Origin of the sequence: Kitasatospora herbaricolor (genome assembly GCF_030813695.1) — a bacterium.
Lineage (GTDB): Bacteria > Actinomycetota > Actinomycetes > Streptomycetales > Streptomycetaceae > Kitasatospora > Kitasatospora herbaricolor.
On record NZ_JAUSVA010000002.1, the window covers coordinates 5,377,287 to 5,397,983 of the forward strand.

Sequence of the window (20,697 nt, forward strand, 5' to 3'; positions counted from 1 at the left end):
TTCCGATCCTGGCCGGTCGCCGGCCGGTCGCCGGCCGGCCCCGGGCGGTCGCGGTGCCCGGCCGGGCGGTCAGGCGGCGTGCGCGTCGACCAGCGGGAAGTCCAGGTCCGGCTCGGCCAGGTGGTTGAAGTAGTTCGAGAGCACGTTGAGCGCGATGTGCGCGACGATCTCGGCCAGCTCGGCGTCGGTGACCCCGGCCCGGCGGGCCTCGGCGACGGCCTCGTCGGTGACCCGGCCGCCGGTGGCCATGACCTCGCCGGTGATCCGCAGCACCTGGGCCATGTGCGGGTCCGTGTCGGAGCCCTGCCTGGTCAGCAGCAGTTCCTCGGGGGACAGACCGACCTTTTCGCCACGCAGGCTGTGCGCCGACACGCAGTAGGTGCAGCCGTTGCGCTGGGCGATGAAGAGAGCGAGCTGCTCGCGCCGGCGGGTGTCGAAGCTGCCGCCGACCAACGAGTCGCGCAGGGCGAGGTAGCCGCGCAGGGCGGCCGGCCCGTTCGCCATGGCCGCGTAGAGGTTGGGCACCCGGCCCAGCTGCTTGCGGGTGTCCTCGATCAGCTCGCGCTGCTCCCCGGTGGCGGTGTCGGCGGTGAGCTGGGGCATCCGGGACATGACGTCCCTCCTTGGCCTGAGACAGTGACGGAACCGATCGGTACCGAATAGGACGGTACCGATCGGTTCCGTCTTGCGTCAACGGCCCGTCGGCAGTTCAGTACCGAGTGGTACCGTTTTGGGGTGCCGACCAATGCCAGGGAGCGACTCCTGATCGCCGCCGAACGCCTCTTCTACGAGGACGGGATCCGCGCCGTCGGCGTCGAACGGATCCTGGCCGAGTCGGAGGTGGGACGGGCCTCCTTCTACCGTCACTTCCCGAGCAAGGACGACCTGGTCGTCGAGATGCTCCGGCGCCGCGACGCCAACTGGCGCGCCTGGCTCAGCCGGACGGTCGACAGCAGCACCCTCGGCCCGGAGCAGCTCCCGCTCGCGCTGTTCGACGGGCTGGCCGAACGCTTCGAGGCGGCCGACTTCCGCGGCTGCGCCTTCATCAACACCATGATCGAGGAGGCCGACCGGAGCAGCCCGGCCCACCACGTCGCCGCCGAGCACAAGGAGAAGGTGATCGCCTACCTCGACCGGCTGCTCGTCGACGGCGGGTACCGCGACCACGCGACGCTGGCCCGCCAGTTCGCCCTGCTCGCGGACGGCGCGATCGTCACCGCCCTGCGCGAGGGCGGCACCGAGGCCGCCCCGCGGGCCCGCGCCGTCGCGTCCGCGCTGCTCCGGGCCGCCGAACGCGAAGCGCAGCCGTAGCCGCGGCTCCAGCCCCGGCTTCGGGAGCCTCTGCGCCCCGGCCCCGGGAGCCTCTGCGCCCCGGACACCGGACGAGGAGGGAGCCGAGGCGGCGGCGGGCCTCACCACCACCGGGCCGGGTACCTCCCGATCGCGCCGATCCGCGCCGCAGCGGTCCCGACGAGCACGATCAGCACGCTGCCCAGCGCCAGCAGCAGGAGGAACCGCACCGGTGCCGGATGCTGGACGACCACCAGGACGGCGGTGGCCGCGGCCGGTGCGTGCACCGCCCGCAGCATCCCCATCAGGCCGGCCGACAGGCCCGCGGCCAGGGCCGCGACCCAGAGCGAACGGCCGAGAAGGGCACCGGCCGTCAGGCCCACCAGCACCGAGAGGCACTGGCCGAGCAGCACGCTCCGCGGCTGCGCCGGCGGCAGGGCGGGGGAGGCGCAGACGATCATCGCGGTTGCGGCCAGCGGGGCGATCATCAGCAGCAGGCCGCTCGCCCGGCCGAGAGCGACCAGTACCAGCAGGGCGGCGGTGGTCGTGAGGGTGCTCAGCGCTGCGGCCCGCAGCGTCGGTGCCGACGGTGGGGTCGGCCCGGGCGGTTCGGGTGACGAGGCCGGAGGGGGCGCCGCGTCGATGGGCTGTGCCGGTGCCGGCGGACTGCTGATGGAACGGCTCACGGCGGTCTCTCCTGTTCGGGTGGATCGGCGGGCGGATCCACCGGCGGACGGGTGGCGTACCGCCCGGGGTGCGGTGGCCCGGCGCGCGTCGGGGTGGCTGTCCGGACTCGGGGACGATAGGCCCGGGGGCGTCGCGCCGGCGGCCCGGCCGACGCCCGGAGCACCGAAGCCGGGCGGGCGTGCGCGACGGTGCAACGCCGTACGCGCAGGTCGCAGCACTCGCGGGCGTCCGGCGGGCCGATCGCCATCCGGCATGGCCGCCATACGAGAAGCCGATGGCAGGAGCAGCGCTCCTGGAGGTCGGGCCGGCAGCTGAGCGGGCGAGCGCGACCGCGGGGTTCCGGGGCAGCACGGCTCGGCGTACGGCGGGGGAGTGCCGCCGCTCGGACCCTCGGTGAGCATTGGTCAGCCGGGTGGCTCCACGACCGGGTTGGTGCCGACGCTGCTCCCGGCCGGGGTGGAGACCGGTCGTCGGAGGGGCGGCCGCCCACAGCCCGAGAACCACGAAGGGCCGGTCCCGGGGATACCCCTGAGCCGGCCCATGGTCCTGCGACGCGCTCGCGCGCGCTGTGCCCCAGGCAGGATTCGAACCTGCGACACCGGCTTTAGGAGAGCCGTGCTCTATCCCCTGAGCTACTGAGGCGGGGTGTCCAGCGGGCCTCGCCGCACCCCTGGGGGTTGCTCGGCGCGGACCGCAGACGTCCTGGTCGGCCGGCGCGGCGTCGCGCTCGGTGGTGCCGTGGAGGGCGCCCGGCCGAGTGCGCAGCGGGATGGCCTGCTGACCCCTGACAGACTAGCGGATGGTGCCTGTGGAGATCGCCCCAGTTCCGTTCATAGCGGTGCGGGCGTTCCGGCGGGCGTCCGGATGCCCACCGAGGGGGCGCGCGGACGGGCGGACGGGCGCGCAGGCGTCGGACGCGCCCTCGGGGCGGCGGGGCGCGCAGGGCGGGGCCACGGTCGGGCAGGTGACCGGGCGAGGCCGCGGGCGGAGGCCCGGCGGGGTGGCGGTGTGGAGTTGTGACACAGGATCAGTCCCGCGGTCTCCAGGTGCGTGCGGTGCGTCCGGTGGTCGGTGCGGCCCTCCAGGGCCGGGGCGGGCCGGGGCCTGCCCGGGGCTCGGCGCGGGGCGGGCCCCTAGCGGCGTGGCCAGGGGGCGCGGCTGACCAGGGTCGTCCACTCGTTGTCGGGGCGACCGGGGACGGCACGGCCGGCGCTGGTCCACCGGTGGACCAGCTCGTCGAAGATCGGCTCGTCCGGCTCGTCCGGGTGCAGAACCGTTTCGTCGTCGGCGAGGGTGGGTGGCCGCCATTGCGCAGGTATCACTCTCATGGTCCATCAACGGATTCCGGCGCTGGGAGGTTACCGGGAGGGCGCCGGGCGGACCGGGCCCCGGAGGGCGCCGGGCCTTCAGGACGCCGGGCCGCCGGGGCCGGGGAGCTCGTCCGCGAGCAGGTCCATCAGCAGGTTGTCGTGCCAGCTGCCGTCCGGACCGCGCTCGTAGCGCCGCATGACGCCTACCGGGCGGAACCCGGCTTTGGTGTAGCTCCGGACGGCCGCCGCGTTGTCGGCCGCCGGGTCGATCACCACTCGGTGGTGCCCGTGTTCGGTGAAGAGGTGCCGGGCCAGCGTGCGGACGGCGTCGGTACCCAGGCCGCGCCCGTGGACCTCCGGGCCGAGGAAGATGTCGATGCTGGCGTGCCGGTAGTCCGGCTCCTCCTCGGCCGACCACTGGATCGCGCCGACCACCAGGCCCTGGTGCAGCACCACATAGGTGTGGGCACCCGGGTCCGCCAGGTCCTCGGCGATCTCCGCGGGCAGGTCGGGGCCGCCGCGCCACCACCGGCGGACCTCGGGCGTGGCGCGGATGGCCGCCAGCACGGCGATGTCGGCGGCCGTGGCCGGGCGCAGGGTGACCAGGGCGCCGTGCAGGGAACCGGGCATGGGCCGGAGCGTAGCCCGGCCCGGCGGCTAAGAGGCCCCGACGCACGGCCGGTGCGGTCGGAACGGGTGGTCGGACCGGGTGGTCGGACCGGGGCGGTCGGGCACGGTGCCCGGTGCCGGGGTGGGTCAGCCCAGGCGGTGCAGGAGCCGTTCGGCGACGGCGGGGCCGGAACGGAAGGCGGGGCCGGAACGGAAGTCATGGAGCAGCGGCTCGGACTGCCGGGTGGCGCTCAGGACCGCCGGGTCGAGGTCGGCCAGGACGAGTTGGCGCGCGTCCGGACCGGCCTCGGCCAGCAGGCGGCCGTCCGGGCCCCAGACGGCGCTCGCACCGCACGTGTTCCAGCCGCCCGTCTGCCCGATGTGGTTCGACAGGACGGTGTACACGGTGTTGTCGAGGGCGCGGGCCGGGAACCACGTCCGGGACTCGTGGTGGCCGTGGCCCACGCTGAAGAGCGCGCCCACCAGGTACGCGTGGCAGCCGTCCAGCGCGGCGGCCCGGGCGTGCTCGGGGAAGCCGGAGTCGTAGCAGATGCCCAGGCCGAGCCGCCAGCCGTCCAGTTCGAGGGTGCACCCGGTGGTTCCCGGGCGGTAGATCTCCGCCTCGGACTTGAAGAGGTACTGCTTGTCGTACCGGGTGACCAGCTCCCCGTCGGAGCCGACGACCAGGGCGGAGACGCGCAGCTCGCCCGCTTCGTCCCGCACGGCGGCGCCGACCACGGCGGTGACGGCGCTCTCGCGGCAGGCGTCCGCGATCGGGGCCAGCCGGGCGTCGGCGGGCTGTTGGACGGCGTGCCGGGACGGGTCGGCCGCGATCAGGGCGGGTTCGTAGCCGGAGAGGAACTTCTCGGCGAAGAGCACCACCCGGGCGCCGGCCGCGGCGGCTTCCCGGATCAGGGCGGCGGCCGTCGCGGCATTGGCGGGGATGTCGCCCGCCACGACCGGGGCCTGCACGGTGGCGATCCGCAGCACGGTGCCGGGAAGGTCGCCGGGGAGGGGGAGGAGGTGCTCGGCAGGGCGCGGGAGACGGTCTGCGGGGGCTGTCGACGGCATGGCTGAACGCTAACCGAGTGCCGCCCGGGGCCTCCCGGCCGGGGCTCGGGTGCGGTCAGGGAGCCCGCTGCCCGCGGTCCTTCGGGCGGACCGCGCTCTCGGTCTGACCGCGCTCCCGGGCGGACCGCGCTGCGGGTCGGACCGCTCTCCTGGCCGGTCAGCCCTCCCGGCCCGGGGCGGACGGCTCGCTCGCCAGCACGCGCTGCACCCGGGGGCGGGTGCGCCAGTTGACCCGCCGGACGTCGCGGGCGAGGTCGCCGGGGCGCCAGATCTCCACGGCGACGGTCACACCGCCCAGGATCACTCCGGCGGCCAGCCACCCGGCCAGTACGTCGCTCGGCCAGTGCACGCCGAGGACGATCCTGGTCCAGCCGACCGCCAGGACCGCCAGGGCCGCCACACCGGTGGCGGCCACGCGGCCGGCCCGGTTGGTGTGCGGGCGGATCAGCCAGACCAGGATCACGCAGGTGATCGCGGACGCCATCGCGTGCCCGGAGGGGAAGGCCGGGCCGGCCGCGTAGGCGACCGGGTCACCGAAGTGCGGGCGGGGGCGGCCGACCAGGAGCCGGAGCGCATACAGCGCGGCCCAGCCGACCAGCGCCTGGGCCGCCGCCCAGGCGGCCAGCACCCGGGCGCCGATCAGCCAGAGCCAGACGGCGGCCAGCCCGAGCAGGGTCCGCATGGTGACGGTGCCGCCGATGTTGCTGAGGGTCTGTACGGCGGCGGTCCAGGCGGTGTGGTCGCGGGCGTAGCCGTGCTCACCGTCGGTCCAGCTCCGGTCCAGCCGGGCCAGTGGGCCCCAGCGTGCCTCGACCAGGGCGAACAGCACCGCGAAGAGCGCGGCGCAGCAGGCCGCCAGCACCCCGTACCGCAGCAGATGGCGGTCCGGGGCAGCGGGAGGCGAGCCTTTGGTCAGGTGCATGGCTGACACATTCCCAGTGGGTCGTGCCGATCCGGCGGTGGACGGATAGCGATTCGGCATCTTTTGTGCGGAGAAGCTGGGTGGGGTCCCGCGTGGGCGGGTGCGGCTTTTCGTCGGTGCGAGTACGGACCACCGTTCGGGGAGTTCGGGTGTCCGGGAACGCGAAGGGGTGTTCCAGGGGTTCATGTTGCGGTGGGCGCGAACCGCGGATCGAATGGATGTTCCATCGGCGATCGGCGAATCGCCGGGCCCGGCCGGGATCTGACACCCGCCGTGCTGTTCCGCTCACCCTCCGTTCAGAACCGGGGTGAAATGCCGCAGGATACTGCATCGGACGAAGAATCTGAGCGACTTGGGAATGTTGTCCGGATTCTGTGCGTTGGATCGTTACGTGTGAGCCCCGAAGAGGGCCCGCATTCTTGCCCTTTTCGGGCAGGAAGGCAGATCTCGGCAACACCAGCAAGGGAGCAAGCATGGCCACCCGTGCCGTCGTTCGCGACAGGGCCGACCGGACTCGCGCGGCCCGCCCGACCAACTTCGAAGCCGACCGTGACCTGGTCGGGATGTACCTCGACGAGATCGCCAGGACGCCCCTGCTCGATGCCGCCGAAGAGGTCGAGCTGTCGCTGCGGATCGAGGCCGGCGTCTACGCCCAGCACCTGCTGGAGGAGGGCACGCTCCCCGAGGGCGCCGAGCGCGAGGAGCTGGAGGCGATAGCCGAGGACGCCGAACGCGCCAAGGACGTCTTCATCCGCTCCAACCTTCGGCTGGTCGTGGCGGTGGCCCGGCGGTACCCCCGTAGCGGCCTGCCCCTGCTCGACCTCATCCAGGAGGGCAACGCCGGCCTGGTCAGGGCGGTCGAGAAGTTCGACTACGCCAAGGGATTCAAGTTCTCCACCTATGCGACCTGGTGGATCCGGCAGGCGATCACCCGCTCGATCGCCGACCAGTCCCGCACCATCCGGCTGCCCGTCCACCTGGTCGAGGAGCTCGGGCGGATCCGCCGGGTGCAGCGCGAGAAGGCCAAGGAGCTGGGTCGCGAGCCCGAGCCGTCCGAGATCGCCGCGGAGCTCGACACCACCGAGACCCGGATCAAGGACGTGCTCGACTGGGCCCGTGACCCGGTCAGTCTCAACATGTCCGTCGACGACGAGGGCGAGACCCAGTTCGGCGACCTGGTCGAGGACACCGGCGCGACCTCGCCCGAGGACGCGGTGATGGTGATGCTCCGCCGTGAGGAGCTGGACGGCCTGATCGGGCGGCTGGACGACCGCACGGCGTCGATCATCCGCTCCCGCTACGGCATGGAGGACGGCCGCGAGCGCACCCTCACCGAGGTGGGCAAGCAGCACGGGCTCACCCGCGAGCGGATCCGGCAGATCGAGAAGCACGCGCTGGCCGAGCTGAAGAAGATCGCCGACCACGCGGGCTTCGAGGCAGCCTGATCGTCACGGTGGCCGCCTGATCCCCGCGGCGGAACAGCCGTACGGAGCCCCGGTAGGGCGGAAGCCCAGGCCGGGGCTTCGGCGTGTGCGGTTCCGGGCGGGGCGGCACCTTCGGGGCGGGCGGGGAGAGGGACGGGACGTGCCGGGGGGCACGGCTCGTAGGCTGGTGGCGGGTCGGTCCGAGTGGTCGGGCCGGTCGGAGCGGCTGGAGGTAGGACGATGGGCGAACAGGAGCCGGGACGGACCGGCGGGGGCGAGCAGGGTGGGGCGGACCGCTCCTCGGCTCGTCGTGAGAACGCGACCGGGGCCGCGGACGGATCGGTGGCCGCCGGGGCGGCAGGGCGTGGGGCGGCAGGGCATGGGGCAGCAGGGTCCCGGGCGGCAGGGTCCGGGGCGGCCTCGGTGGGCAAGGCCAAGCTGGTCTTCGGGGATCCGCTGGAGCAGCAGTCCGGGGACGACACCGATCGTGGCTGGGGCGAGCGGCCGGGGGTCGGCGAGAGTGCCGGGCGGGGCCTGGACTGGTACCTCAGCCAGCGCCCCCCGCACCACGGCGGCTGAACCGGCCGTGGTGCGGCCCTGACCAGTGACGGTCGGGGTGGGTGGTCGCGCGCAGAGGGCGGAGGTGCTGCGGTCGGGTGCGCGGACGGCGGGCGTGCCGGCGGTTGGGGACGTGGGCCATGGGTGGGTCGAGGCCGGGCGGTGGGGGCGCGTGGCCGGTGCTGGGGCTGTGGGCGGTCGGGGGCCGCGTCAGGACCGGCTGAGCAGCGCGTCGCGGATCTCGGTGAGCAGGGCGACCTCCTTGACCTCCGCCTCGGTCTGGACCTCCAGCAGGGTCTTGCGCCGGGCGGCGAGCCGGTTCATCGGGAGGATCAGGACGAAGTAGACGACCGCTGCGGTGATCAGGAACTGCAGCGCGGCGCTGAGCACGGACCCCCAGAGGATCAGGATGCCGGTGGTGGCCTCCCCGGTCGCGCTGAGCTCGCACGGCCCCTTGAGGCAGGAACTGTAGGCGGCCAGGTCCTTGGCGCCGAAGGCGCCGACGATGGGGTTGATCACGCCCTTGACGAAGGCGTTGACGATGTTGGTGAACGCGGCGCCGATCACGACGGCCACGGCGAGTTCGACGACATTGCCGCGGAGCAGGAATTCCTTGAAGCCCTTCATGTCGCGTGAACGACAGAGCGCTGACCTGGTCACGGGTGAATTGTCCTGAGTTGTTCGGCTCTGTCCCGCACCCCGGCCGTGCCCGCCTCACGGGGTCTGCGGTGCGCCTCCGCCGGGGGTGCACCGGGGTGCGGCGGCGGGTTCGTGGGCGGCCGCCGTGGTCGAGGTGGCGGCCGGAGGTGGTGGGCCGGGCCGCAGCGGCCCGGCGGCGAGCGCGGTGGCCGCCGCGAGCAGCCCGGTGACCAGCACCCCCGGCCGGTGCCGTACGGCCTGTTGCAGCCGGTGCCGCCCGCTCCCGCCGCGGCGGATCGGCGCGAACACCGGCACGTCCCGTCCGGGCGGCACCGCGGGCCCGGAGGCCGGGACGGTGCGTCGGGCCGACGAACGGTGCCGCGAACCGCCGGGAGGGCCCGGCGACGGGGTAGGGGACGGCGGGGTGCAGGACGGCGGCGGGACCGGCCGCGCGTACGCGGGGTGCGTCTGCGCCTGGCCGCACGCGGGCGCGGCCGGCGGACGGACGTCGGCGGACGGGAGCAGGGGCCGGGGGGAACGGGTCATGACGGGCACCGCCTCGGATCGGGAGCTGGTCAGCGGCACGGCCGGACCTGCCGCCGGTGAGCTCGTACCGCGCTCACCGGTGCCGGGCCGGTCGTGCGTGCTCAGCCTGTGTCCGCCGGGCCACCGGCGGAATCCCCGTCCGATTTCCTGTGGACAACTCGGGGCTGTGGACAACTTCGTTCACCCGCAAGGGTGAAGATCATGACGGCGACCCGGGAACAGGAGAAGAAAACGGACCAGCACCCGGAGTCCGGCACCGAGCCCGAGTTCGGAGCCCCAGCGCGGAGCCCGGGTGCGGAGCCCGACGTCAGAGTCCGGAGCCGGGGCCCGGAGTCGGGGCCCGGAGGGCCGAGACCGTGTGCGCACGCACGCGAAAGGGCCTGGCCCCACCGCGGTGAGCGGTGGGGCCAGGCCCTTCGAGATCCGTCCGGGTCCTGGCCGGCGCGCGATCGGCGCGTCCGGCCGGCCGGTTCAGCTCGTCGAGGCGCTGCCGGTCGACTTGGCGGCGGCCGGGGCCGGGCTCGCGGAGGTGCTGGAGCCGCTGGTGGAGCTGCCGCCGGTGGACGAGCCGCCCGTGGAGGAACCGCTCCCGGCTGCGGCGGCCGAAGAGCCCGCGCCGACCGAGCTGCTGGAGGACGAGCGGCTGTCCGTCCGGTAGAAGCCGGAGCCCTTGAAGACCACGCCCACGGCCGAGAAGACCTTGCGGAGCCGTCCCTGGCAGTCGGGGCACGTGGTCAGCGCGTCGTCGGTGAACTTCTGCACCGCCTCCAGGCCGTTGCCGCACTCGGTGCACTGGTACTGGTACGTGGGCACTTGACTTCCTCCTGCACTTCCCCCTGGCACTCTCGCCTGATGAGTGCTAACGACGGTCAATGATGCGGCATTCCGCCTGATCAGTCCAGCGCCGCAGGTGTGAGATACCCCTACCGGCGGGCCCGGGCGGCCGGACGGGCGGGTACGGACGACTGCGCGGCGCCGGGCGGCCGCTCGCGCGACCCCGCCTCGCCCACCGCTCCGACGGCCGCGGGCCGACCGCACCGACGGCAGTGCGCCGCCGGCCGGGGCCGGCCCGGCCTCAGCCCTTCGCGGCCCCCACCAGCTGCGCCGCGGCGCCGCTGGTGGCCAGGGTCCGGCCGGGCGTGGCGGAGGCCGGGCAACCCGCACCGGTGACGGTCGGGGGCATCAGGATCTCGGAGATCCCCGCAGGTGCGGCGGTCACCGCGCCCGCCGGGGCCGCGTCTGCCGCAACCGGGGCCGCCGTCGGCGCGACGAGCAATCGCCGCAGCAGGGCCAGGGCCAGCAGGCCGAGCCCGGCGCCGGCCACCGGCACCAGGAATCCGGCCGACGGGCCGTGGCCGTCGATCAGCCGGCCCGCGACGGTCGAGCCGGCGGCGAGGCCGAGGCCGATCGCGCCGGTCAGCCAGGTGAAGGCCTCGGTCTTGGCGCCGTCGGCGACCAGGGTCTCGACCAGGGTGTAGCCGGTGATCAGGGTCGGGGCGATGGCGAGCCCGCAGACCAGCCCGGCCAGCGCCAGCGCGGTCAGGTTGGGCATCGCCCAGAGGGTGGAGCAGCCGAGGACCAGCAGCGCGTAGCTGCCGAGCATCCGCCGGCGGGCCGAGCGGCGCCAGGCGACCATGCCGTAGAGCACGCCGGCCAGCATCGAGCCGCCGGCGAAGACGCCGTACACGATGCCGCTGGCGCCGGGGCGTCCGGCCGCCTCGGCGAAGGCGGTCACAGAGACCTGCATGGCACCGAAGACGGTGCCGACGCCGAGGAACGCGCCGGCCAGCAGCCGGACCCCGGGGGAGGCGAGCGCGGAGACCCGACGGGTGCCCGGTACCTGCGGGTGACGGGCCGGTGCGGTGCTCCGCTGCGCGGCGAAGGCGAGCCCGCCGACGACGGTCAGGGCGGCCTCGGCGACGAGTCCGGCGGCGGGGGTGACCCCGGTGGCGACGGCGGTGGCGAGCACCGGACCGACCACGAAGGTGAACTCGTCCGTCACGGACTCGAACGCGAAGGCGGTGTTGAGGGTGCCCGGCGAGGAGTCGGCCAGCTTGGTGACCCAGCGGGCCCGGACCATCGCGCCGATCTGCGGCACGCTGGCGCCGGCCGGGGCGGCGGCGAGGAAGAGCGTCCAGACCGGGGCGTGGCCGAGGGCCAGCGCGATCAGCGCGCCGACCGATACCGCGTGCACCAGCACGCTCGGCACCAGGACGGCGGACTGGCCGAAGCGGTCGGCGAGCCGGCCGGTCTGCGGGCCGACGAAGGCCTGGGCGACGGCGGAGACCGCCGCGACGGCGCCGGCCGTCCCGTACGAGCCGTGGGTGTCCAGGACCAGCAGCACGATGCCCAGGCTGAGCATCGCGTAGGGCAGGCGGGCGGCGAAGGCGGGCACCAGGAACCCGCGGGCTCCCGGGGTGCGCAGCAGCGTGCCGTACCCGACTCGTGCGGGGGCGTTGTCGACCGTTCGGCGGGCCGTCACGGTCGGTCCTTCCTGCTGCCTGGTAGCGCGGCAGGGGCAAGGGTGGCCCCGACGGCGCCGAGAGTCGTCCTCTCGCGCGTCGACCGGGGTAGATACCGGGCCCGGCATGGGTGCTGCGGGCCGCGGCCGCCGAGCGGTCGCGCCAACTCTGCTTCAGGCAGATGTTGCGGATGTGTCAGTCGTTGTTCGCGTTCTTATACGCGCGTAGACACGCGTATTCCTCCACAGTACAGGCTTCAAGGCAACTCGTCCTGTCGAATCAAGGTGAACGCTCGGTGACGCGGTGGAATTCCACTGCCCCGTCGGCCGGGGCCGTGCCCGCGCCACTGCGGCCCCGCCCCGCCGGTGCCGGGCCCGGGCCTACCGCCCGTTCAGCCAGCCGGCCAGCTTGCCGCCCTTGTCGACGGCCCGCAGCCGCTTCTCGGCGGCCTCGCCGACCTCGTCCGTGGTGACCACCAGCAACTCGTCCCCGCCGCGCAGCACGGTGGTCTTGTCCGGCACGAAACTGCTGCCCTCCCGCACCACCAGGGTCACCGCGGCCCCGGCCGGCAGCCGCAGCTCGCCGACCTCCACCCCGGACATCCGCGAGCCGGCCGACAGGGCCACCGACAGCAGCTGTCCGTGCAGCTTCTCCAGCGGCGCGGACTCGATGCCGAGGTCCTGGCCCATCGCGCCCTCGGAGATCTTCAGCCACTTGGCCACCCACGGCAGGGTCGGCCCCTGGATCAGCGTGAAGACCACGACCAGGATGAAGACGATGTTGAAGATCTCCTGGGCCCGGGGCGCGCCCGACACCAGCGGGATGGTGGCCAGCACGATCGGCACCGCGCCGCGCAGCCCGGCCCAGCTCAGCAGCGCCTGCTCGCGCAGTGGCAGCCGGAACGGGGTGAGCGTCAGGAGCACCGACAACGGGCGGGCCAGCAGCACCAGCACGCTGCCGATGACCAGCGCGGGGACCACCGCCGAGCCCATGCTGGCGGGGGTGCAGAGAAGTCCGAGCAGGACGAACATGCCGATCTGCCCGATCCAGGCCAGCCCGTCCGCGAAGCCCCGGACGGCGGGCCCGTGCGGCAGCTTGGCGTTGCCGAGGATGACCGCGCTGACGTAGACGGCCAGGAAGCCCGAGCCGTGCAGCAGGGCGCCGCCCGCGTACGCGAGCACGGTGAGCGCGAGCACCGCGATCGGGTAGAGGCCGGAGGACGGCAGGGCGACGTGCTTGACCGCGTAGGCGCCGAGCTTGCCGATCGCGAGGCCGACCGCGGCGCCGATGGCCAGCTCGGCGACGATGGTGCCGGTCAGCACGTACCAGGAGTCCGCCTCGCCGGCGGTGGCGAAGGCGACGACCAGGATGACCACGGGGGCGTCGTTGAAGCCCGACTCGGCCTCCAGCAGACCGGTCAGCCGGTGCGGGAGCGGGACCATCCGCAGGACGGAGAAGACGGCCGCGGCGTCGGTCGAGGAGACGATGGCGCCCAGCAGCAGGGCGGCCCGCCAGTCCAGGCCGACCAGGTAGTGGGCGCCGGCCGCGGTGACGAAGACGCTGACGGCGACGCCGAAGGTGGCCAGCACGACGGCGGCCGGCATCACCGGTCTGACCTCGCGCCAGCTGGTCTTGAGGCCGCCCTCGGCGAGGATCACCACCAGGGCCGCGTAGCCGAGGACCTGGGTGAGCTCGGCGTTGTTGAAGGTGATGCCCAGGCCGTTCTGGCCGAGCGCCACCCCGATGCCCAGGTAGATCAGCAGGCTGGGGAGCCCGGAGCGGGTGGAGATGCGCACGGCGACCACCGCGACCAGCAGGATCGCGGAGAATTCGAGCAGGAAGTGGTTCAGGTGGTCAACAGTCACGCAGGGGCACCTCGGGCAGCGGGTGGACGGGGTGGCTGACGGATCGTCACAAGGATCGTTACTCAGTCTAACATTTTACCCGCTCTTTAGGTTGAAATTTCCAGCTCAGAGTCGGTCCCGGGCCCGGGACCGGGACCGGACCCGTCGCCCGGACCCTGCCCCGGCCCGGCGCCGGGCGAGGGGCCGCGCGAGCGGGCCGGCCCGCACCGTCCGAGGGACCACCCTGGCAGCCCACCCCGGCAACCTGCCGGACCTGCTCCGGAGCTGCCTTCGAACCCGCTGCGGAAGCCCCCGGGAGGGCCTTGGATCCCACGGTGGGCGTCCCCCGTGCACGGCCGCCACTTGAGTCGGCCTAATGTGGTGACCTGTCACGGCCGCAACCCGAGACCTGCCCGCCCGTCACCCACCGTCACCCTCCAAGGACGCCCTCCGGGCGACAACGTTTGATGCCAAGGACCCAGATGCCCCGCTCGAAGAAGTTCCGGCGCGCCCGTCTGATCGTGCTCGCGCTGGCCGTGCTCCTGGTGGCCGGAGTCGGTTACGGCGGCTACCGGGGGGTGGCCGCGGTCCGCGCGTCCTTCCCCGACGTCAACGGCAGCGTCAAGGTGCCGGGGCTCTCCGCGCCGGTGGACGTCGAACGGGACGCCAACGGCATCCCCCAGCTCTACGCCGACACCCCCGTCGACCTCTTCCGCGCCCAGGGCTACGTGCAGGCCCAGGACCGGTTCTGGGAGATGGACGTCCGACGGCACATCACCTCCGGACGGCTCTCCGAGATGTTCGGCGCCGGCCAGGTCGAGACGGACACCTTCCTGCGCACCATGGGCTGGCGCCAGGTCGCGCAGAAGGAGTACGACACCCTGCTGGAGCCGGAGACCAAGAAGTACCTGGACGCCTACGCGGACGGCGTGAACGCCTGGCTCGCCGAGCACCCGGGCGGCGAGAGCGCCTCCCTGGAGTACGCCCTGCTCGGCGTCGCCAACGGCGACTACAAGCCGGAGAAGTGGACGCCGGTCGACTCGGTGGCCTGGCTCAAGGCGATGGCCTGGAACCTCTCCGGCAACCTGCAGGAGGAGATCGACCGCTCCCTGCTCAGCCAGGACTTCAGCGCCGACAAGATCGCCCAGCTCTACCCGGACTACCCGTACGCCCGCAACGGCACCATCGTGAAGACCGGCACCGTCAGCGGCGACACCTACAAGCCGGCCGACGGCTCCACGCCGCCGCCCGCCGCCCCGGCCGCCCCCGCCGCACAGGGCGCGGTCGCCACCCAGGCCCTGCTCAAGGACGTCTCCGACCGGATCGACGCCATGCCGCAGCTGCTCGGCCGGCAGGGCCAGGGCATCGGCTCCAACTCCTGGGTGGTCGCCGGCAGCCACACGACCACCGGCAAGCCGCTGCTCGCCAACGACCCGCACCTCGGCCCCGGGATGCCCTCGGTCTGGTACCAGATGGGGCTGCACTGCCGCGCCGTCTCGGCCGCCTGCGCCTACGACACCGCCGGGTTCACCTTCGCGGGCATGCCGGGCGTGGTCATCGGCCACAACACCAACATCTCCTGGGGCTTCACCAACCTCGGCGCCGACGTGACCGACCTCTTCCTGGAGAAGGTCACCGCCCCCGACAGCTACCAGGTGGACGGCAAGGAGGTGAAGTTCGAGCTGCGCAAGGAGACCATCAAGGTCGCCGGCGGCGAGGACCGCACCATCACCGTCCGCACCACCCAGAGCGGCGCGCCGCTGATCTCCGACGCCAGCTCCGAGCAGCGCAAGGTCGGCACCTACGCCCCCAACGGCAACGCCGCCCCGGACCGCGGCACCACCGGCTACGGCGTCGCCCTGCAGTGGACGGCGCTCACCCCCGGCAAGACCATGGACGCCGTCTTCAAGCTGGACCGCGCCACCGGCTGGGACGACTTCCGCGGCGCGGCCAAGGACTTCGCCGTCCCGGCGCAGAACCTCATCTACGCGGACACCAAGAACAACATCGGCTACCAGGCGCCGGGCAACATCCCGGTCCGCGGCACCGGCGACGGCAGCTACCCCTCGCTCGGCTGGGACTCCGCGTACGGCTGGAAGGGCTCGATCCCCTTCGCCACCCTGCCCTGGAGCTTCAACCCGGCGGCCGGCTACATCGTCACCGCCAACCAGGCCGTGGTCGACCCGTCCTACAAGCCCCTGCTGACCAAGGACTGGGAGTACGGCACCCGGGCCAAGGAGATCACCGACCAGATCGAGTCCAAGCTGAAGAACGGCGGCAAGATCTCCCCGGACGACATGCAGTCCGTCCAGCTGGACAACACCAGCGTGATGGCCCAGACGCTGGTCCCGATGCTGCTCAAGGTGCAGATCGACGACCCGTACGTGCGCGAGGCCCAGGACCTGCTCAAGGACTGGAACTTCCACCAGGACGCCGACTCGGCCGCCGCCGCCTACTACAACAGCGTCTGGCGCCAGCTGCTCAGCCTCGCCTTCGGCCAGAAGTTCCCGGCCGGCCTGCGGGCCGAGGACAACTGCCTGCTCGTGCACGCGCCGACCGACCCGACCAAGCCCGACACCACCACCACCATCGTCACCGAGTGCGGCACCCGGGACCCGGGCAAGGCCCAGCCCGACGGCGGCGACCGCTGGATGGAGGTCGTCCGCCAGCAGCTCACCCAGCCCGACAGCGACTGGTGGACCTACATCGACGCCGACCACCACGAGCAGAAGGGCATGAACAACCTGCTCGCGGAGGCGCTGAAGGACGCCCGCCAGGACCTCACCTCGCGGCTCAGCAAGGACATCTCCACCTGGAGCTGGGGCCGTCTGCACACGCTGACCCTGCGCGAGCAGACGATGGGCACCGACGATTCGTCGATCGCCTCCGGCCTGGTCCACAAGATGCTCAACCGCGGCCCGTACGAGCTCTCCGGCGGCACCGCCGCGGTCGACGCGGCCGGCTGGAACGCGGCCGCCGGCTACCAGGTCGACTGGATCCCCTCGATGCGCATGGTGGTCGACCTGAGCGACTTCGACGCCTCGCACTGGATCAACGTCGGCGGCGCCTCCGGCCACGCCTTCCACCAGAACTACAACGACCAGACCGCCCTCTGGGCCAAGGGGCAGCTGCTGCCCTGGGCCTACTCCAAGGACGCGGTCGCCAAGGCGACCAGGAACAAGCTGGTGCTCACCACCGGCTGACCGCCGACGCCCCCGTCACCCCTTCGGGACGCCACCGTCCGCCCGTCCCCGCGGGCCCAGCCGGTGCACGCCCGAGGGGGTGACGGCCGCGTCCACCGGCAGGTCGTGCGGCTCGGCCGGCACGCTGTCCAGCAGCTCGCCCTCGTACAGCAGGGTGGCCAGCAGCGGGTGCGCCCCCGCGCGGGCCAGCCGGGCCAGCACCCGGTCGTAGCTGCCGCCGCCGCGGCCCAGCCGCAGGCCCCGACGGTCCACCGCCAGACCCGGCAGCAGCACCACCGATGCCGCGGTCACCGCCTCCGGGCCCAGCCGCGGCCCGGTCGGCTCCAGCAGCCCGCGGGCCGCCGGGGCCAGCCCGTCCGGGCCCTCGTAGCGGGCCCAGTCCAGGTCGTTGTCGGCCAGCAGGACGGGCAGCAGCACCCGCACCCCGCGCCCCGCCAGCGCGTCCAGCAGCGGGCGCGTGCCCGGCTCGGCGCCCACCGAGACGTACGCGGCCACCGTCTGCCCCGGCTCGGCCAGCCCCGCCGCGTGGCCCGCCAGGGCGGCCGCAGCCTCCTCCCGCGAGCGCGCCGATCCGGCCCGCCGTCGGGCGAGCAACCGTGTCCTCAGTTCCGCCTTCTCGTTGTGCAAGGGATCCTCCACAGCTCTGTGCCCGGTGACGGACAGAGCCTGACATGCGGAAGGCGCCCCGAATGTCCACCGCGCTGCTGGTCCAGGCCATGGCCGTCCTGAGCGTCCCGGCGCTCGCCGGCGCCACCCTGCTCGGGGTCCGGCTGCGCCGGGGTGACTCCGGCACGGCCCTGCGCGAGGCCGGCCTGCGCGGGCGGATCGCCGAACTGGAGGAGCGCTGCGCCGAGCTGGAGCGCACCGCCTCCTGCGACCCGCTCACCGGGGCCTGGAACTACCGGCACCTGCAGCTCACCCTCGGCCGGGAGATCGAGCGGGCCCGCCGCGCCGACCAGCGGGCCGACCGGCTGGACCAACCGCACCCGCTGGCCGTGCTGATGCTGGAGATCTCCGGCTTCGACGCGATCATCGCCGAGCAGGGCCGGGGCCGGGGCAACGCCATGCTCCGCGACCTCGTCCAGCGCCTGGGCATGGAGATCCGCCGCTCGGACACCCTCGGCCGCTACGGCGGCCAGGAGTTCCTGGTGCTGCTGCCCGACACCGGCGTCGAGGGCGCCGTGCAGGTGGCGGAGCGGCTGGTCTGGTCGGTGCGCCGGCACCGCCTGCTGGACTGGTCCTCGGGCCCCCGCGAGCCGCGCCCCGCCGACGGCAACGGCCTGACCGCCGCCGTCGGCATCGCCGTCCTCCCCCGGGACGGCGCCCACGCCGCCCTGCTGCTGCGGGCCGCCGACCGGGCGCTCACCGAGGCCAAGCAGGCCGGCGGCGACTGCTGGCGCGGGGCCGGCCCGCCGCGCCCCGCGGTGGCGCCCCCGGTGCCCGGGGCCCCCGCGGCCCGGACCGCTGCTGCTGCCGCCGCCGACGGCAACGGCAACGGCCCGGACCGGCGCGGCCGGCCGGCGCCCGGGGAACCCGCGCCGGACCGCCCCGGGCACTCCCGCCCGGAGGCGGTGCACGACCGGTCGTCCGATCCGGGTAGCCTGTCGCCCAGTAACGGAGAGGGGACCCTCACCCCCGCCGTCGATCCGGCCCCGCCGAGTGCTGTCGCCGCAGGCCGCGACCGTTGTTCATAGCGGCTTCATCCTGCTCACAGCCCGGTCTAAACACGCCTTAGTAAGGTAAACGAATGACGACGACCTCCCGCACTCCTGTGACCAAGGCCGTGGTGCCCGCAGCCGGTCTGGGGACCCGGTTCCTGCCCGCCACCAAGGCCACGCCGAAGGAGATGCTGCCGGTCGTGGACAAGCCGGCCATCCAGTACGTCGTGGAGGAGGCCTCCGCCGCCGGCCTCTCCGACATACTGATGGTCACCGGCCGCAACAAGCGCGCTCTTGAGGACCACTTCGACCGCGCCTACGAGCTGGAGGAGCTGCTCGTCCGCAAGGGCGACCAGGACCGCCTGCGCCGGGTCCGCGAGTCGGTCGAGCTGGCCAACATGCACTACGTCCGCCAGGGGGACCCGAAGGGTCTCGGGCACGCCGTTCTGGTCGCCGAACAGCACGTCGCAGGCCAGCCGTTCGCCGTCCTGCTCGGCGACGACCTGATCGACCCGCGCGACCCGCTGCTCTCCCGCATGATCGAGGTCCAGCAGGAGCTCGGCGGGTCCGTGGTCGCGCTGATGGAGGTGCTGCCCTCGCAGATCCACCTCTACGGCTGCGCCGCGGTCAAGGCCAACGGGTTCGGCGACGACGTCTTCCGGGTGACCGACCTGGTCGAGAAGCCGGACACCGCCGACGCGCCCTCCAACTACGCCGTGATCGGCCGCTACATCCTGGACCCGGCGGTCTTCGACGTCCTGCGCGACACCCCGCCCGGCCGCGGCGGCGAGATCCAGCTGACCGACGCCCTGCGCGTGCTCGCCGGCCATGAGGAGGAGGCCGGCGGCCCGGTCCACGGTGTGCTCTTCAAGGGCCGCCGCTACGACACCGGCGACCGTGCGGACTACCTGCGCGCTATCGTCCGACTGGCGTCCGAGCGCGAGGACCTCGGCCCGGAATTCCGTTCCTGGCTGAAGGAGTTCGTCCGCGACGAGATGCAGGACTGAACCGACGACTGAGAGCGAGAGAGCGATGACCGGGCCCACGGAGCGCACCACCGACCCCGCAGCCTGCTGCGACGGCACCGCGGACCAGGCATCGCCCGTCCCCGCCCCCAGGATGTGGACGGTGGACGAACACCTCGCGGACGTCCTGTCCGGCGTCACCGTGCTGCCCGCGATCGACCTGCAGCTGCTCGACGCCCAGGGCTGCCGGCTCGACGAGGACGTGGTCGCCACCGGTGACCTGCCGCCCTTCGACAACAGCTCGATGGACGGCTACGCGGTCCGTACCGCCGACACGGCCGGCGCCACGGGGGAGTACCCCTCGGTGCTGGCCGTGGTCGGCGACATCGCGGCCGGCGCCGGGGACCTGCCGAAGGTGGGGCCCGGCCAGGCCGCCCGGATCATGACCGGCGCACCGATGCCCCCCGGCGCCGAGGCCGTCGCACCGGTCGAGTGGACCGACGGCGGCACCGGCACCGGCCACCCCGCCGAGGCGATGACCGCCCCGGTCGCGGACGAGGAGGTCCGGGTGCTGCGCCCGGTCCCGGCCGGCGCCCACATCCGCCGCCGGGGCAGCGACATCGCCACCGGCGACCGGATCCTCGACGCCGGAACCCTGCTCGGCCCCACCCAGCTCGGCCTGCTCGCGGCGGTCGGCCGGGGCAGCGTGCGGGTCCGCCCGCGCCCGCGCGTGGTGGTCCTCTCCACCGGCAGCGAGCTGGTCCAGCCCGGTGAGCCGGTCGGCCCCGGGCAGATCTGCGACTCCAACAGCTTCACCCTCACCGCCGCGGCCCGGGACGCCGGCGCCATCGCCTACCGCGTCGGCGGCGTGCCCGACGACGCGGCGGTGCTGCGCGCCGTGCTGGAGGACCAGCTCGGCCGGGCCGACCTCATCGTCACCAGCGGCGGCGTCAGTGTCGGCGCCTACGACGTGGTCAAGGAGGCGCTCCAGGGCGGCGAGGGCAGCGTGGACTTCCGGAAGCTGCGGATGCAGCCCGGCAAGCCGCAGGGCTTCGGCATGATCGGCGGCCCGGCCGGCGTCCCCCTGCTGGCCCTGCCCGGCAACCCGGTCAGCTCCTACATCTCCTTCGAGCTGTTCGTCCGCCCGGTCATCCGGACCATGCTCGGCGCTCCCGACGTGCACCGACCGGTGGTCCGCGCGCTCTGCCCGGTCGAGCTGCGCTCGCCCGCCGGCCGCCGGCAGTTCCTGCGCGGCCGGTACACCCCGGACGGCCGGGTCGAGCCGGTCGGCGGCGAGGGCTCGCACCTGGTCGGCGCGCTGGCCAGGGCGAACTGCCTGATCACCGTCCCCGAGGAGGTCACCGTGCTCGCGGCCGGCACCGAGGTCGACGTCGTCCTGCTCACCGCCTGACGGCCGCGGCCGGCCCGGGGGCGGGCCGGGCGTCCCCGGGCCGGGCGGGCCGTCGGCCGGTGGGCCGCGCCCGCGACGCCCGCGCCGACCGGGCGACA

General features: G+C 73.8%; 19 protein-coding genes and 1 tRNA gene. 7 read left to right on the forward strand and 13 right to left on the reverse strand.

All coding sequences use genetic code 11. The annotated features are described in order from the left end of the window. Positions 1-69: 69 nt before the first annotated feature. Positions 70-612 (reverse strand): carboxymuconolactone decarboxylase family protein, encoded by a 543-nt coding sequence (locus tag J2S46_RS23900; protein WP_191291087.1) that lies wholly within the window; start codon positions 610-612, stop codon positions 70-72. 123 nt (positions 613-735) lie between these two features. On the opposite strand from J2S46_RS23900, the gene J2S46_RS23905 reads away from it, so the two are divergent. Beyond that, positions 736-1,311 carry a TetR/AcrR family transcriptional regulator gene (locus J2S46_RS23905; RefSeq protein WP_191291088.1) on the forward strand — a complete coding sequence of 192 codons (576 nt, stop codon included), beginning with the start codon at positions 736-738 and terminating at the stop codon, positions 1,309-1,311. A 101-nt stretch (positions 1,312-1,412) separates the two neighbouring features. On the opposite strand, the gene J2S46_RS23910 is transcribed toward J2S46_RS23905, so the two are convergent. The 6 genes from J2S46_RS23910 to J2S46_RS23935 all read right to left on the reverse strand — a co-directional run bounded on the left by J2S46_RS23910 (position 1,413) and on the right by J2S46_RS23935 (position 5,889). Then, a complete protein-coding gene (locus J2S46_RS23910) occupies positions 1,413-1,976 on the reverse strand; it encodes an HPP family protein (RefSeq protein ID WP_191291089.1) in 564 nt (187 codons plus the stop codon). Positions 1,977-2,546: 570 nt separating this feature from the next. Next, a tRNA-Arg gene (locus J2S46_RS23915) sits at positions 2,547-2,619 on the reverse strand. Positions 2,620-3,110: 491 nt separating this feature from the next. Next, positions 3,111-3,305, reverse strand: coding sequence for a hypothetical protein (locus J2S46_RS23920; protein WP_191291090.1), 195 nt, complete (start codon positions 3,303-3,305; stop codon positions 3,111-3,113). 78 nt (positions 3,306-3,383) lie between these two features. Next, positions 3,384-3,917 (reverse strand): GNAT family N-acetyltransferase, encoded by a 534-nt coding sequence (locus tag J2S46_RS23925; RefSeq protein WP_191291091.1) that lies wholly within the window; start codon positions 3,915-3,917, stop codon positions 3,384-3,386. A gap of 126 nt (positions 3,918-4,043) precedes the next feature. After that, positions 4,044-4,967 carry a carbon-nitrogen hydrolase family protein gene (locus J2S46_RS23930; RefSeq protein ID WP_191291092.1) on the reverse strand — a complete coding sequence of 308 codons (924 nt, stop codon included), beginning with the start codon at positions 4,965-4,967 and terminating at the stop codon, positions 4,044-4,046. A gap of 157 nt (positions 4,968-5,124) precedes the next feature. Further along, positions 5,125-5,889, reverse strand: a complete 765-nt coding sequence (locus J2S46_RS23935) for a phosphatase PAP2 family protein (protein ID WP_191291093.1) — start codon at positions 5,887-5,889, stop codon at positions 5,125-5,127. A 473-nt stretch (positions 5,890-6,362) separates the two neighbouring features. Between J2S46_RS23935 and J2S46_RS23940 the strand changes: the two genes are divergently transcribed. Both J2S46_RS23940 and J2S46_RS23945 read left to right on the forward strand, forming a co-directional pair. After that, a complete protein-coding gene (locus J2S46_RS23940) occupies positions 6,363-7,334 on the forward strand; it encodes a sigma-70 family RNA polymerase sigma factor (protein ID WP_073924986.1) in 972 nt (323 codons plus the stop codon). Positions 7,335-7,736: 402 nt separating this feature from the next. Next, the gene (locus J2S46_RS23945) at positions 7,737-7,892 is read left to right on the forward strand and encodes a hypothetical protein (protein ID WP_191291094.1); all 156 of its coding nucleotides are present in this window, start codon (positions 7,737-7,739) and stop codon (positions 7,890-7,892) included. 189 nt (positions 7,893-8,081) lie between these two features. On the opposite strand, the gene mscL is transcribed toward J2S46_RS23945, so the two are convergent. From mscL to J2S46_RS23970, 5 genes are all read right to left on the reverse strand, one after another. Continuing rightward, a complete protein-coding gene (mscL, locus tag J2S46_RS23950) occupies positions 8,082-8,498 on the reverse strand; it encodes a large conductance mechanosensitive channel protein MscL (RefSeq protein WP_191291206.1) in 417 nt (138 codons plus the stop codon). An 87-nt stretch (positions 8,499-8,585) separates the two neighbouring features. Next, a complete protein-coding gene (locus tag J2S46_RS23955) occupies positions 8,586-8,819 on the reverse strand; it encodes a hypothetical protein (protein ID WP_191291095.1) in 234 nt (77 codons plus the stop codon). Between the two features lie 708 nt (positions 8,820-9,527). Continuing rightward, positions 9,528-9,869, reverse strand: coding sequence for an FmdB family zinc ribbon protein (locus J2S46_RS23960; RefSeq protein ID WP_191291096.1), 342 nt, complete (start codon positions 9,867-9,869; stop codon positions 9,528-9,530). Between the two features lie 262 nt (positions 9,870-10,131). Next, positions 10,132-11,538, reverse strand: a complete 1,407-nt coding sequence (locus J2S46_RS23965; RefSeq protein WP_229912874.1) for an MFS transporter — start codon at positions 11,536-11,538, stop codon at positions 10,132-10,134. Positions 11,539-11,898: 360 nt separating this feature from the next. Further along, positions 11,899-13,383 carry a potassium/proton antiporter gene (locus J2S46_RS23970; RefSeq protein ID WP_191291098.1) on the reverse strand — a complete coding sequence of 495 codons (1,485 nt, stop codon included), beginning with the start codon at positions 13,381-13,383 and terminating at the stop codon, positions 11,899-11,901. Positions 13,384-13,844: 461 nt separating this feature from the next. Here J2S46_RS23970 and J2S46_RS23975 point away from each other — a divergent pair, with 461 nt between their 5' ends. Beyond that, entirely contained in the window at positions 13,845-16,565 is a 2,721-nt protein-coding gene (locus J2S46_RS23975; RefSeq protein WP_191291099.1) for a penicillin acylase family protein, read from the forward strand. A 15-nt stretch (positions 16,566-16,580) separates the two neighbouring features. On the opposite strand, the gene J2S46_RS23980 is transcribed toward J2S46_RS23975, so the two are convergent. Then, the gene (locus tag J2S46_RS23980; RefSeq protein WP_191291100.1) at positions 16,581-17,192 is read right to left on the reverse strand and encodes a 5-formyltetrahydrofolate cyclo-ligase; all 612 of its coding nucleotides are present in this window, start codon (positions 17,190-17,192) and stop codon (positions 16,581-16,583) included. A gap of 62 nt (positions 17,193-17,254) precedes the next feature. Here J2S46_RS23980 and J2S46_RS23985 point away from each other — a divergent pair, with 62 nt between their 5' ends. The 3 genes from J2S46_RS23985 to glp are packed head-to-tail and all read left to right on the forward strand — an operon-like array spanning position 17,255 to position 20,599. Continuing rightward, positions 17,255-18,259 carry a GGDEF domain-containing protein gene (locus J2S46_RS23985; RefSeq protein ID WP_191291101.1) on the forward strand — a complete coding sequence of 335 codons (1,005 nt, stop codon included), beginning with the start codon at positions 17,255-17,257 and terminating at the stop codon, positions 18,257-18,259. Between the two features lie 53 nt (positions 18,260-18,312). Continuing rightward, positions 18,313-19,230, forward strand: a complete 918-nt coding sequence (gene galU, locus J2S46_RS23990) for a UTP--glucose-1-phosphate uridylyltransferase GalU (protein WP_073924980.1) — start codon at positions 18,313-18,315, stop codon at positions 19,228-19,230. A 25-nt stretch (positions 19,231-19,255) separates the two neighbouring features. After that, the gene (gene glp / locus J2S46_RS23995; protein ID WP_191291102.1) at positions 19,256-20,599 is read left to right on the forward strand and encodes a molybdotransferase-like divisome protein Glp; all 1,344 of its coding nucleotides are present in this window, start codon (positions 19,256-19,258) and stop codon (positions 20,597-20,599) included. Positions 20,600-20,697 lie beyond the last annotated feature (98 nt).